Raw genomic sequence first — 13,399 nt, 5'->3', positions numbered from 1 at the left:
AACAGAAGCGCGTTTTTGAGGACTCATCCCGAATCTTCCCCAAACGTGTGTCGATGAGTGCTTTGTCCTGTTATCAACCGCTGAGAATTGTAGTTGCCAAGTGCGACTTTCGGGAGGTTCGGACAGCTACCCTTTCGTAATAGGATGATTCCTAACCCTGGTCCTCCAATGCGCTCATGTTTGCACCTGCTGCTGTCTCTGCCGCTGCTTCACCTAAGCATGATCTCTCATGCCTTCCCGCAATCGACGCCCCAATCAGCCTGCGGAGCACCACCAGCAGCTCTCCAATCTACCCAAGCCAACATCTTCTCCGAACAACAGGAGCAATGGCTCGGCGAAGCCATGGCTGACTACATCGAAACCGAAAACCGTCCCGTCAAGAATCCCAAAGAAAATGCCTACCTGGATACGATCGGTGGCCGCCTCCTTGCCGCACTGCCACCCACCAAAATCCAGTTTCACTTCCTCCTGGTCGAATCTCCCGAAGTTAACGGCTTTTCGCTCGCCGGCGGCCGCGTCTATCTCACTCGCAAGCTCGTCGCCAGCGCTCACAGCGAAGACGAGGTCGCGGGTGTCGTCGCCCATGAGATGGGCCACATCCTCTCCCACCAATTCGCCATCGAGACCACCGCAGATCTTCGTCGCCTGCTCGGCGTCACCTCCGTCACCGACCGGGCAGACATCTACACCAAGTTCCAGCGCCTTACCGATGCCCGCCAGCACGACAAGCACGCCATCGCTGTCGACTCGGACGACAAGCAGGACGGGGCGGACCGCGTGGCCGTCTACGCTGCTGCCGCCGCCGGCTACCGGGCCCAGGCCTATGCCGAGTTCTGGGACCGTTCCTTCTTCGTCGGCGGCAAGACCGGCGGCCGCTTAGGCGATTTCTTCCAAACCACCACTCCCTCGCAGAAGCGTCTGCGCCGCATCCGCGGCATCATCGCCGAACTCCCTTCCGGTTGCGGCGCCGTCGCTGACAACACCTCCACAGCCTTCGAGCACTGGCACACTCTGGTGCTCGAGGACCAAGTCGGGGCCACTCCCACTGCGCCCGCTGCCACCGCAATATCGACTAACACCACGCCAATCCAACTCAACCCGCCACTGCGCCTCAATATCGACCACCTCCGCTTCAGCCGCGACGGCCAATACATTCTCGCCCAGGATGAAAGCTCCATCTTCGTCCTCTCCCGCAGCCCCTTCCGAGAGCTCTTTCGCTTCGACGCCGAGCGCGGCCTGCCCGCGGACTTCACCCCCGACTCCAAACAGATTGCCTTCTACACCCCCAACCTCCATGTGGAGCTCTGGAACATCGCCCAACAAAAACTCGTCTCCGCCCATGAGGTCGTCACTCAGGAAAATTGCCTCCAGACCCTCCTGTCGCCCGACGCCCGGACCCTCATCTGCATCGCGTATCCAGCGGCCGAGGTCAACCTTAGGGCCCTCCTCATCGACATCGAAACCGGGCAAGTTGTCTTCGAGAAGAAAGACTGGTTTCACCCCAACTTCAACTTCGAGATGTCGGTCTTCGTCCGCCAGCTCGAAAAAGACACGTCCGGCGTCCTGACCTCTGCGTTCTCAGCCGATGGCAACACCCTCCTCCTCGGTCCCGGTGCCGACCGCCTCGCCTTCGATCTCCGCACCCGAACTCCTATCAAGATCTCCGGAGCACTGACCAGCTACGACTTCCCCATCACCTACTGCTTCGAGGGCAACGACAAGATCGTTGCCGTCCACGCCCTCCAGGCCGCAAATTCAGGTGTCTTCAGCTTCCCCGACGGTAAACGTCTCCAATCGCTCAAGCTCGGCCTTCCCTTCATGAACGCCACCACCACCGCCGGATACGTCACCACCTCAGGTTCCAACGAGGCCGTAGTGGGGGTCGTCGATGTGAACGCGACAAAATATGTCCTCGGCTCCAAGTCCCCGGCGATCGACGTTTTTGGCGACTCATTTGTCGTTGAAAATCTGGCCGGCTCCATTGTTCTTGGAAAGCTCAGCGATCCGAATCCGATGCATATCCTCAGCGCCAACATGCCGCTCAGCCCCCTGGCTCCGGCCCGCTCCACCGCGATCTCACCCGATGGTCGCTATCTTGCCCTCTCCGCCCGGACTCGCGGCGCCGTGTGGGACCTCGCAACAGGCAAACAAATCTTCCTCATGAGAGGCTTCCGCTCTTCCTGGTGGACCCCCGATGGCAAGCTCCTCGCCGAATTCACCGCAACCGACAAGGAGCACCCCGCCGTCATCGGGGAACTCACGCCCGAGCCTCGTCTCGCCAAAAATATGGCCTACAAGCTCCCCGACCAAGCCCATCTCGAGAATAATGACCTCCTCGAGTGGAAGTCGCAGAACAAGAAAGCCTGGACCCTCACGGCCTACTCGCCCGCTGACCTCGCCGTAAAGTGGACCCGCCAGTTCCCAGAGGGCCGTCCTGGCTACACCACCAACTACGGCGACACAGACCTCATCTTCAGCGACCTGCTGCTGTCCTCAGCAGCGAAGGAGAAACTCCGCAGCAATGCCATCCTCAAAGAGCAGACAGACGCAATCAAACAAAAGCCCGCCGGACGTCTTATCGAGATCGTCAACGCAGAGGACGGCACCGTTCGTGCCCAGGTCGTGGTCCAGGTACCACTCACGTACGAAGGCGTCGACGGCTTCAGCAGGCTCGGCGACCTCCTCTACCTCTCCACCGGCGACAACCGCATCATCGTCTACTCGCTCAAGACAGGCGTCCAACTCCGCCAGCTCTACGGATCAGTCGTCGCCGCCGATATCGCCTCGCAGACCATCTGCACCCACAACCGCCGCAACGAGACCACCGTCTCCGACAAGACTGGCGCTGAACTTGTGCATCTTACCCTCGACAGCCCCCTCCGCTTTGCCGAGTTCCGCAACCACGGAACCCAACTCCTCGTACTCACCGCCGACCAGCGTGTCACCAGCTACACCATCTCAAACGAGACGCACGTCACAACTGCTTCGAATGTTCAATGATTAGCGACAACGAAGACCGAAAGTGCTACGGCATCGCGTATTATCATTAGCTTCGAAGACCCAGCGAAACTCCAGTGAGCGCCAGACCTTCAAAGCCTCTGCCTATTCTCAGCTGTTGCCAAATCGCCGATGCACTCACTTACCCGATTCGTAGCGGTAAGTCGGCTTCTCGTCAGTGATGGCATTGCTCTGATCAGAGATCAAGTTGGAGAGTTTTTTCTTGCGTATCGGCATGCCCTGCACTATTCGACGGGGAGTTTGGCGCTGTAGCCGTCGCGGGCGATGACGGAGTACTTTTGCGGCTTGCCCTTTTCGTCCTGCATGCGCAAGGGGTGGCCTTCGTTGTCGACGAGGAGGACCTTGACCTTGCGGTAGGTGCCGTCGTTCTTGTTGTTGGTGGGTCGGTAGGTGAGGATGTACTCGTTGCGGATGGACTGGTTGATCTGAGCGAAGATGTCGGGGAGTTCGCCCTGGAAGATGGGGGCGAAGCTGAGGCCGCCGGTCATGGAGGCGAAGGTCCTCATCTGATTCTGGGCCTGGAGGTAGTCGAGTTCGCGTGGGCCCCCGCCGGAGCGGAGCTCGTTGAGGAGCGCGCCGGTGGAGATGGTGAAGATGGTGATGTTGGGGGTGTTCTTTACTTTGGCGAGGATCTTGTCAAGGGTGAGCTTGGAGAAGGTGTCGCGGCCGGAGCCGATGAGGATGATGTACTTGCGGCCTTCGATGCGGCTGGTGCGGTCGAGGGTCTCGTAGAGGGCGTCGAACATGTTGGTGTCGGAGAAGCCGGGGATCATGAGGGACTGGAGGGACTGGGCGATGAGGTCCTTGTTGTTGGTGAAGTCGGTGAGGATGTGGGTGCGTAGGTCGTAGGTGATGACGGCGATGTAGTCGTCGGGGCGCAGGGAGCGGAAGAAGTAGTAGGAGGCGTTCCGCATGTCGTTGATGAGGTAGTAGCTGTTGGCGGCGAACTCAAGCAGCATGACGGCGGTGATGGGGGTCTGGGTGGTGCGGACGCTGGTGATGGTCTGGGGGACGCCGTCCTCGAGGATGAGGAAGTTGTTGGCTTTGAGGCCGGGGACGAACTGGTGGGTCTTGTCGAGGATGACGCTGGCGTCGATGTTGACGATGGGGACGTCGACGCGGAGGGAGAAGGTCTCGTTGTCGGGATTTTTGACCTTGGGGGCGACGGGCGCGGCGGGTGGGGGGGGCTCGTCGGCTTCTTTCTTTTTCTTGAGGATGATGGAGCCGTTGTCGGTGTCGGGGCCGGCGTCGTCGGGGGTGGGCTTGGTCTGCTGGGGCGGGTTTTGCGCGGGGGCTTCCTGCGCGGGGGCGGCTGCGGGCAGGGTGAGAATGAGGAAGCAGGAGAGAAGGAGGAGGATGCGAGCCCTGGGATGCGGAAGGATAGTCATCATCTGAAACTTTACTCCGAATGTTGGACGGGGTTTAAGTGCAATTGTGAGAGACGCTGGGACTTGTCCTGCCGGACGGGCGCCCTGCCCGGGCTGCGGCCACTTCGTGGCGGGTATACCCCTTCGGTTGGCGCTCCCGTTGGTCGCGATGGAAGTTGATTCCGACCAACGGGAGGACCGGGCGAAGCCGGTATACACGTCACGAAGTGACCGCCCGTCCGGCAGGACCTATCTTCTGGTCTTGTGTCTGAAAAGAACTTTAAAGACGGAACACTAGTAGTCTGTAGACGTGATGGATGCGGTAAAGACTCGGTTGGGGATGGCTGGCCTGATGGTGGGCGGGGTGTTGGGGAGTTCTGTGCTTTTGGGTGGGCCGCGGGCGGCGGCGCAGGCTGTGAGTGGAGCGGGCGGGTGGACTGCGGTGGCAGCGCCTTCGGTGGCTCCGGCGGTGACTAAATTTTTTCCTCTGGCTGAGGTGAGGCGGGGGATGCGCGGGGTGGCTTATACGGTCTTCGAAGGGGTGAACCCGGAGCCGATGCAGGTGGAGATTCTTGGGCTGTTGAAGGATGCGCTGGGGCCGGGGCAGGACATGATTCTGGCTCGGCTGCATGGGGATAAGCCGGAGTACACGGGCGTGGTGGCGGGGATGAGCGGAAGCCCGGTGTACATCGATGGGCGGCTGGTGGGGGCGCTGAGTTATCGGATTGGGCAGTTCAGCAAGGAGCCGATTGCGGGGATTACGCCGATCGAGTCGATGCTGCAGGTGCGGGATGAGGATGGCGCGGCGGGGATGAAACTGGCTTCTGTGAGCCGGGAGTTTGAGGGGCAGCCGGAGATGCGGGCGATGGAGACTCCGCTGGTGATGGGCGGGTTCAGCCAGGAGACGGTGGAGCGGTTTGGGGATCGGTTCCGGGCGATGGGTTTGACGCCGGTGGTTGGGCTGGGCGGGGCGGACTCTGCCGCGGTGCAGCCGGAGCCGCTGGTGCCGGGCAGTGCGGTGAGCGCGGTTCTGGTGCGGGGGGATCTGTCGATGGCGGGGACTTGCACGGTGACGTATGTGGACCCGACGAGACTGCTGGCGTGCGGGCATCCGATTACGCAGTATGGGCCGGTGGATATGCCGATGACTAAGGCTACGGTACTGGCTTCGCTGGCGTCGCCGCTGAATGCGTTCAAGATTATCAATACAACCGAGACGGTGGGGGCGTTTACGGAGGATCGCGCTTCGGCGATTATGGGGCGGTTTGGGGTGGAGGCGCGGATGATTCCGGTGGTGGTAGAGGTGGTGCCTCCTCCAATGGATAAGGGAGTGCAGGCCAAGACTAGGACGCTGCACTTTGAGGTGTTGGATAACCGGCAACTGACTCCGTCGGCGATGGTGGTGTCGGTGTATCAGAGTTTGCAGACGAATAACACGGCGGCGGAGGAGTTGAGCTATCGGCTGTCGGGCGAGATTGAGCTGAAGGGGTTGCCGCCGGTTGCGATGCAGGGGTTGATGACGCAGAACGAGCTCAATCCGGCTACGATCAACGCGGCTCTGCTGGTGAATGACCGGTTCAGCAAGGTGTATGGGAATGCGCTGGATCAGCCGGTGGTAACGGGGGTGAGGCTGAGGGTGGAGGCGATTCCGGCGAGGATGTCGGCGGTGCTGGAGTCGGCGCGTTTGAGCAGGATGGAGGCTCGGGCGGGGGATGAGATTGAGGTGGAGGCGGTGGTGCATCCTTACCAGGCTGAGGCTCGGATGGTGCGGGTGAAGGTGAGGTTGCCGGAGGATGTGAGCGCGGGGTCGATGCGGGTGGTGGTGAGCGATGGCGCGACGGTGGACAAGCTGACAACGAAGACGGGGGCGGAGCGGTCGGTGGGGCTGGCCGATACGGTGGCGGCGCTGAACAGGATTCATGAGAACGATCGGGTTTATGTGACGCTGCTGAATCATTCGGCGCAGGTGGTGCTGGAGGGCGAGGCTCTGCCTGAGGTTCCGTTGTCGATGGCGAATATCTTCGAGCCGTTGAAAGAGGCGCAGAAGATGCAGCTGACAGGAGAGAGTGTTGTGAGTGCGGGGTCGGTGGAGGCGGGATATGCGGTGAGTGGCTACCAGGTGCTGAACCTGGTGGTGCGGTAGTGGGTGGAATGAGGTCGGGCCAGAGACTGTCCTGCCAGTTTTCTAAGTGCTGAGGCAGGTCTTGTTACACGATTGTTGCGATCGGGTGCGATTAGCGTGCGGATGTTTTTTTGCTCCGGTTGGGTGTTGTAGCATCAGGTAGCATCAAAGGGTAGATAGCATCAAAGGGTCGGCGCGGCGGATATGTTCTGCGCCAAAAGGGAAAGACTTCGAATGAGTGAAATACATGGTCTCGCTGTGCATGCGGCCGGCGCACACTTACTAGCCTATAAATACGATCCGGGCGCGCTGCAAGCCAATGAGGTCGAGGTAAAGATCTCGCACTGCGGCGTATGTCACAGCGATGTCTACCTGATCGATAACGATTGGGGGATCAGCAAGTATCCGTTTATTCCGGGCCATGAGATTGTGGGAACTGTTGTGGGAGTGGGCTCGGGTGTGAAGGACCGCGCGATGGGCGAGCGCGTGGGGATTGGCTGGCAGGCCGATAGCTGCGGAATCTGCGAGTGGTGCCGGCAGGGGCAGGAGCAGCTGTGCGCGAAGGCACAACCAACGTGCGTGGGACGCAATGGCGGGTTTGCCGACAGGGTCCGGGTGAATTCGCGGTTTGCGATTCCCTTGCCTGCGGCGCTTGAGAGCGAGAATGCGGCTCCGCTGCTGTGCGGTGGAATTACGGTGTACGCTCCGCTGAGGAACTATGAGGTGCGGCCGTCGTCGCGCGTGGGCGTGATCGGGATTGGCGGGCTGGGGCATCTTGGGGTGCAGTTTGCGAAGGCGTTTGGCGCGGAGGTGACGGCGTTTTCAACCTCGAAGGACAAAGAGGCCGAGGCGAAGGAGCTGGGTGCGCATCACTTCGTGAATACACGCGATACGGGAGCGCTGAAGAAGGTTGCGGGATCGTTTGATCTGCTGCTTTCGACGGTGGGCGCGGATCAGGAGTGGCAGGCTTATGTGAATGCGCTGCGGCCGAAGGGGACTCTGTGTATTGTTGGGGCGCCGCCTTCTCCGATGCCGATTCTGGGGGGGTCGCTGATTACGCACCAGAAGGCTGTTGCGGGGAGCAATACCGGGAGTCCGCAGGAGATCAGCGAGATGCTGGACGTTGCGGCTCGGCATGGGGTGAAGGCGATTACGGAGCGGTTTGCGATGGCCAAAGCAAATGATGCGGTGACCAAGGTGAAGAAGAACCAGGTGAGGTATCGGGCGGTTTTGACGAACTAGAGCAGGCTAGCTGCTGCTAGTCGCCTCCGTTCTTCATGGTCGAGGTCCAGTGGCCGGTTCGGTCTTCGATCTTTTCGCGTGCCTGGTCTTTCCACCATGATTCGAGGCCGGACATCTCCTGCATTCGGCGGGCGTAGTCTGGATCGAACTTCAGATACATGCAGCGGTTGATTGCGGGGATCGAGCCTTCGGGGTTGAGTCGTTCCTCGATGATCCAGGGGTCTGCCGGCTGAAGTGTGCCCGGCTCAAGGACGCGCAGATAAAAGCCCGTGCGATTCTCTTGAATGGTGAGCTTGATCCAGTCGGGGCGTCCGATTCGACGTGCTTGATTGGCGCACGGGATGCGCGGGCCGCTGACTTGAGCGAGCGCAGTGCCGAGACGGACGCGATCGCCTACGCAGACCTGATCTTCGGCGAGGTCGTCGAGGGTGAGATTTTCGCCGACATTCCCGGCTTCGAGGTTCATGTTGTATCGGGTGTTCCAGAAGGCGTAGTGATCGGTGAGATGGACGCAGAGGGCTGCGCCTGGACCTCCATGATAGGGCTGGGCGACCTTGTCTCCGGCTAGTCCGCGGAGGGAGACCCGTACGGGGCCATCGACACGATCGCGAAAGATGGAGGAGGTCCAGGTGCCGCGCTTGTCGGTGATGGATTTGGGCTGGCCGGTGAAGACTGCCTGGATGGTGGCGGGTTTCGTCACGTGATCGATTTTAGGCTGAGGTTGGGAGTGCGTCGACCTCGTCGTTCGGAGATCGCGTCTGAGATTGCGTCGGGGATCGCGTTGGGGACCGCGTAGATACTTTAGACTCAGGGTGATGATGCGACGAGTGTTGGTTACGGGATTAGTGGTGTCTTCCCTGCTGTCTGGGTGGGCGAGCGCGCAGGGTACGAAGCTGTGGAGCGTGGAACGCTACGACGAGATGGAGAAAGGCAATGCGGAGGGGGTGACGATCCGCAGCGATGGACGACTGGAGGCGGGGCCGGCTGCTTCGCTGGTATATGAGACGGGAAAGAGCTATGCGTGGGCGCTGGTGAGCGATGCTGCGGGGAACGGCTATGTGGGGCTGGGTGGAACGGCGGCGGGGTCGGCCGTGGTGATGAAGGTGACGCCTGAGGGGAAGGCGACGGAGATCTTTGCGGGGAAGGAGCTGGCGGTGCAGGCGGTCCGCGTGGCGGCGGATGGAAGTGTGCTGGCGGCGACCTCGCCGGATGGGAAGGTGTATCGGATTCCTGCGGGTGGTGGGGCGGCGGCGGTGGTGTTCGATCCTTCGACTACGGAGGAGAGGCCGAAGTATCTCTGGGATCTGGCGGTGGGTAAAGGCGGCGAGGTTTATGTGGCGGCGGGGGCTCCGGCGGTGGTGTACCGGGTGGCGGCGGGCGGCGGTAAGGCGGAGGTTTTGTTCAGGACGGCGGATCAGCATATTCGTTGCCTGTTGCTGGCGGCGGATGGGACGTTGTGGGCTGGGTCGGATGGCGCGGGTGTGGTGTATCGGTTTGCGACGGGGACGGCGGGGGCGAAGCCGTTTGCGGCCTACGCTGCGGGGCGGCGGGAGATCACGGCGCTGGCGATGGATGCAGCGGGCGATGTGTATGCGGCGGGAGTGGGGACGAAGGGACACTCGGCGCTGCCGCAGCTGCCGGTGACGGGGGGCGTGGGGGTGACGATTACGTTTGTGCAGCCGGGGTCGTCGACGGCGGCGGGGACGAATACGCTGGTGCCGGATGGGTCGGAGATTTACAGGATTGGGGCGGATGGTGCTCCGCAGAAGCTGCTGACGCTGAAGGATGATGTGGTGTATGCGCTGGCGGTCCGGGGTGGGAGCTTGCTGGCGGCTACGGGGAATCGTGGGCGTGTGTATCGGGTCGATACCAATGGTAGTGGGCGGTTTAGTGATGTGGCGCATCTGGAGGCTTCGCAGGGGATGGCGTTTGCTGCGGTGAAGGATGGGCTGTTGGTGGCGACGAGTAATAGCGGCAAGGTGTTTCGGCTGGGAGATGGGGTTGCGCAGGCGGCGACTTATACGAGTGATGTGTTCGATGCGCAGAGCTTTTCGCGGTGGGGGCGCGCGGAGGTCCGATCTGGTGGGGCTGCGGGGTTCGATCTGTTTGTGCGGAGCGGAAATGTGGAGAGCCCGGTGATGGGGTGGAGCGAGTGGGCTCGCGTGAGCGCGGATGGGAGCTTTGCGGTTCCGCCGGGACGATTTGTGCAGTGGAAGGCAGTGCTGCGCAGTGGTGGATCGGTGGATGCGGTGGGGTTGAACTATCTGCAGCGAAACCTGGCTCCGGTGGTGGATGAGGTGGTGGTGCAGCCGGGGGCGCGGGTGACGCCGGTGGCTCCGGTTGCGGCGAATGCTACGGTGCAGGTGGCCTTCCCTGCTGCTGCGGGGGCTACGCCTGCGGTGAGTTTTTCTACGGATGCTAACGCTGCTCCGCTGATGGCGCAGAAGGATAAGACCGCGGTGACGGTGCGGTGGATGGCGCATGACGATAACGGCGATGAACTGATGTTCGCGGTGTGGTATCGCGGGGTGAGTGAGGCGAACTGGCGGTTGCTGAAGGACAAGATCTCGGAGAGGGTCTATAGCTTCGATTCGGCGCTGCTGCCTGATGGGAGCTATGAGGTGAAGGTGGTGGCGAGCGATGCTCCGGTGCATACGGATGCGGAGGCGCTGACGGGAGAGCGGGCGAGCGAGGTGTTTGTGGTGGATACGACGCCGCCGGTGCCTGGGGTGTTAACGGCCACGAAACAGACTTTATTTGAACAAAGCGGTCCGAACAAAGCTGCCTCGACTTTTATTCATGCGACGTTGGAGGTGCGGGATGCTACTTCGCCGATCGCGCACGCGGAGTACTCGATTGATGCGGGACCTTGGCAGTATCTTGAGCCGGTGGGGAAGGTTTCGGATTCGTTGGCGGAGCGATATGACTTTACCGTGGCTGTGCCTGCGGCGACTGCTCCGGTGAATGATGCGAAGGAGCATGTGTTGGCGGTGAGGGTGTATGACCGGTATGAGAATGTCGTCGCGGTGAAGGCGGTGGTGCGGTAATGGCGGTGCGGGACTGGTTCCCGAAGTACAGGCAGGATGTGGTGCTGCTGGCGGTGGACCTGGTGGGGACGTTTGTGTTCGCGGTGGAGGGGGCGCTGGCGGGGATTCGTGGCGAGCTGGATCTGCTGGGGCTGCTGGTGGTGTCGTTTGTGACGGCGCTGGGTGGTGGGACAGTGAGGGATCTGCTGATTGGTGCGGTGCCTCCGAATAGCATTCGCGACTGGCGGTATGGAGCTACAGCGTTTGCGGGTGGTGGTGCGGTGTTCTGTTTTTATCAGTCGTTTCAGCATGTGCCTCAGCAGTTGTTGATTACGCTGGATGCGGCGGGGTTGGCGCTGTTTGCGATGGCGGGTGCAGCGAAGGCGCTGGAGTTTGGGATCAATCCGATGATCGCGGTGCTGATGGGTGTGCTGACTGGTGTGGGCGGCGGAACGATTCGGGATGTGCTGATGACGCGGGTGCCGGGGATTTTGAATACGGATATTTATGCATCGGCGGCGCTGGCGGGTGCGGTGGTGATGGTGATCGGGCTGTGGCTGAAGGTGCCGAGGACGATTGCGATGACGGTGGGTGGGGTTTGTTGCTTTGTGCTGCGGATGGTGGCGGTGGCGCGGCATTGGAATCTGCCGAAGGTGGTGGCGCACTGAGACTGGTTGTCCTGCCGGACGGGCCCACTTCGCGTGGGGCGGTCACTTCGTGACTTGTATACCTTGTCTTGGTGGGTTAGAGGCTTGGGGCCTCGCGTTGCTCGGCTGGGGCGGATAGTAAGCTGGAACTCGATGCGATTTGAATTTTTTATTGCGGCGCGTTATCTGCGGGCGAAGCGGCGGCAGGCTGTGGTGGGAGTGATCACGGCTATCTCGGTGATCGGCGTGGCTGCTGGTGTGGCTTCGCTGATTATTGCGCTGGCGATTACGAATGGGATGAGACGGGATCTGCAGGAGCGGCTGGTGGGGTCGACCTCGCACGTGGACCTGATGCGGGTTGCGGGGGATGGGATACGGGACTGGCGGCCGCTGCTGGCGCGGCTTCGTGGCGTGCCGCATGTGGTGGCGGCGGCTCCGGGGTTGTATGGGCAGGTGCTGATCTCGAAGGGTGCGCGGAGTGGGGGCGGGTTGGTGAAGGGCGTGATTCCGAAGGATGAGAAGACGGTGGGGGATCTGCTGCAGAGTGTGGTGCAGGGGTCGGCTGCGGCGTTGGAGCCGGTTGCTGCGGCTGCTCCTTGTGGGGGTGGGACGAGTGCGCGGAATGATTGCGGAGGAGGTGTGTCGCGGGAGATTCCGCCGATTGTGATTGGGCAGGATATGGCGGAGTCGCTGGGGGCGAAGGTGGGGGATGGGGTGCTGGTGACGAGTCCGCAGGGGGAGTTGACGCCGCTGGGGCTGGTGCCGAAGTATGAGCGGTTTCAGGTGGCGGGAATCTTCAAGTCGGGGTTTTATCAGTATGACTCGAGCTATGCGTTTCTTCGGTTGGCGGATGCGCAGAGGTTGTTCAGTGAACCGGATCTGATCTCAGTGATCAGCTTCAAGGTGGATGATCTTTATCATGCGGATCGCGTGGGAAGGGCGATTGAAGATGCGGCTGGCAAGGGGTTTCAGACGACAAACTGGATGGAGCAGAATCGTGAGCTGTTTCGTGCGCTGAAGCTGGAGCAGGTGGTGACGTTTATTGTGCTGGCGCTGATTGTTTGTGTGGCTGCGTTGAATATTCTGATTGCGCTGACCATGATGGTGATGGAGAAGACGCGCGATATTGCGGTGCTGATGAGCTTTGGGGTGAGTGGGACCCAGGTGCGGCGGATTTTTCTGATGCAGGGGTTGTTGATCTCGGTGATTGGGACGGTGCTTGGGTTGATTCTTGGCTATGGATTGAGTTGGCTGGGTGGGCATTACCGATTTATTCGGCTGGATGCGGCGGTTTATTCGATTGATTATCTGCCGTTCGCGCCGCGGGTTTTGGATGCGGTGATTGTTGCGGCGGTGAGTTTGGGCGTGAGTTTGATTGCTACGATTTATCCGAGTGGGAGTGCGGCGAAGGTGTTGCCAGCGGAGGCTTTACGGTATGAGTAATCCGAGATTGAAGTATGGGCAGTTGGCGCCTGAGGGTTTGGCGAAGATGTCGGCGTTGGAGCATTACCTGAATACGGAGACGGGGCTTGAGGCTTCGTTGCGGGAGTTGGTGAGGCTAAGGGCTTCGTTGATGAATGGGTGTGAGTACTGCATTCGTCTGCATACGTCGGAGCTGCGGAAGATGAATGAGACGGCGGAGCGGATTGCGGGTGTGGAGGATTGGCGGAACTCGGAGATTTATACGAAGCGGGAGCGGGCGGCGCTGGCGTGGGCGGAGGCGGTGACGAATATTCAGGAGGGTCATGCTCCGGATGTTTTGTATGAGGCAGTGAGGGCGGAGTTCACCGAGGTGGAGACGGTGAATTTGACGCTGGTGATTACGACGATCAATGCTTGGAACCGGATCTCGATTGCGCTGGGGACGCACTTGGGACATGGCGACGGCGGGGGGACGAGTGTCGAACAATCGTCAATGGAGAGGTAAGTGGCGGAGAAGAAGAAATGCGAGGGTCTCTCCACTACGGCGGCAAAAAG

Annotated in this window: 9 protein-coding genes; 7 read left to right on the top strand and 2 right to left on the bottom strand. The window is 60.9% G+C overall.

What is annotated here, in order from left to right:
- Nucleotides 1-168 precede the first annotated feature (168 nt).
- Nucleotides 169-3,000, top strand: coding sequence for a M48 family metalloprotease (locus tag HDF09_RS00970; protein WP_183760389.1), 2,832 nt, complete (start codon nt 169-171; stop codon nt 2,998-3,000).
- Between the two features lie 242 nt (nt 3,001-3,242).
- On the opposite strand, the gene HDF09_RS00965 is transcribed toward HDF09_RS00970, so the two are convergent.
- The gene (locus tag HDF09_RS00965; RefSeq protein ID WP_183760387.1) at nt 3,243-4,409 is read right to left on the bottom strand and encodes a VWA domain-containing protein; all 1,167 of its coding nucleotides are present in this window, start codon (nt 4,407-4,409) and stop codon (nt 3,243-3,245) included.
- Between the two features lie 289 nt (nt 4,410-4,698).
- On the opposite strand from HDF09_RS00965, the gene HDF09_RS00960 reads away from it, so the two are divergent.
- Nucleotides 4,699-6,528 carry a SpoIVB peptidase S55 domain-containing protein gene (locus HDF09_RS00960; RefSeq protein WP_260180847.1) on the top strand — a complete coding sequence of 610 codons (1,830 nt, stop codon included), beginning with the start codon at nt 4,699-4,701 and terminating at the stop codon, nt 6,526-6,528.
- 213 nt (nt 6,529-6,741) lie between these two features.
- Nucleotides 6,742-7,749, top strand: a complete 1,008-nt coding sequence (locus HDF09_RS00955) for an NAD(P)-dependent alcohol dehydrogenase (RefSeq protein ID WP_183760385.1) — start codon at nt 6,742-6,744, stop codon at nt 7,747-7,749.
- A 16-nt stretch (nt 7,750-7,765) separates the two neighbouring features.
- On the opposite strand, the gene HDF09_RS00950 is transcribed toward HDF09_RS00955, so the two are convergent.
- A complete protein-coding gene (locus HDF09_RS00950) occupies nt 7,766-8,449 on the bottom strand; it encodes an MOSC domain-containing protein (RefSeq protein WP_183760383.1) in 684 nt (227 codons plus the stop codon).
- A 115-nt stretch (nt 8,450-8,564) separates the two neighbouring features.
- Between HDF09_RS00950 and HDF09_RS00945 the strand changes: the two genes are divergently transcribed.
- From HDF09_RS00945 to HDF09_RS00930, 4 genes are all read left to right on the top strand, one after another.
- Complete coding sequence (locus HDF09_RS00945; protein WP_260180846.1) at nt 8,565-10,796, top strand: hypothetical protein; 2,232 nt, start codon at nt 8,565-8,567, stop codon at nt 10,794-10,796.
- Nucleotides 10,796-11,443, top strand: coding sequence for a trimeric intracellular cation channel family protein (locus HDF09_RS00940; protein WP_183760380.1), 648 nt, complete (start codon nt 10,796-10,798; stop codon nt 11,441-11,443). Before HDF09_RS00945 ends, HDF09_RS00940 begins: the two co-directional genes overlap by 1 nt.
- 132 nt (nt 11,444-11,575) lie before the next feature.
- Nucleotides 11,576-12,865, top strand: a complete 1,290-nt coding sequence (locus HDF09_RS00935) for an FtsX-like permease family protein (protein WP_183760378.1) — start codon at nt 11,576-11,578, stop codon at nt 12,863-12,865.
- Nucleotides 12,858-13,349 (top strand): carboxymuconolactone decarboxylase family protein, encoded by a 492-nt coding sequence (locus HDF09_RS00930; protein WP_183760376.1) that lies wholly within the window; start codon nt 12,858-12,860, stop codon nt 13,347-13,349. Before HDF09_RS00935 ends, HDF09_RS00930 begins: the two co-directional genes overlap by 8 nt.
- Nucleotides 13,350-13,399 lie beyond the last annotated feature (50 nt).

Source organism: Edaphobacter lichenicola, from assembly GCF_014201315.1.
GTDB classification, from domain to species: Bacteria; Acidobacteriota; Terriglobia; order Terriglobales; family Acidobacteriaceae; genus Edaphobacter; species Edaphobacter lichenicola_B.
The sequence above is the reverse complement of the archived record's forward strand: the minus strand, read 5'-3'. Positions and strand labels throughout refer to the sequence as shown.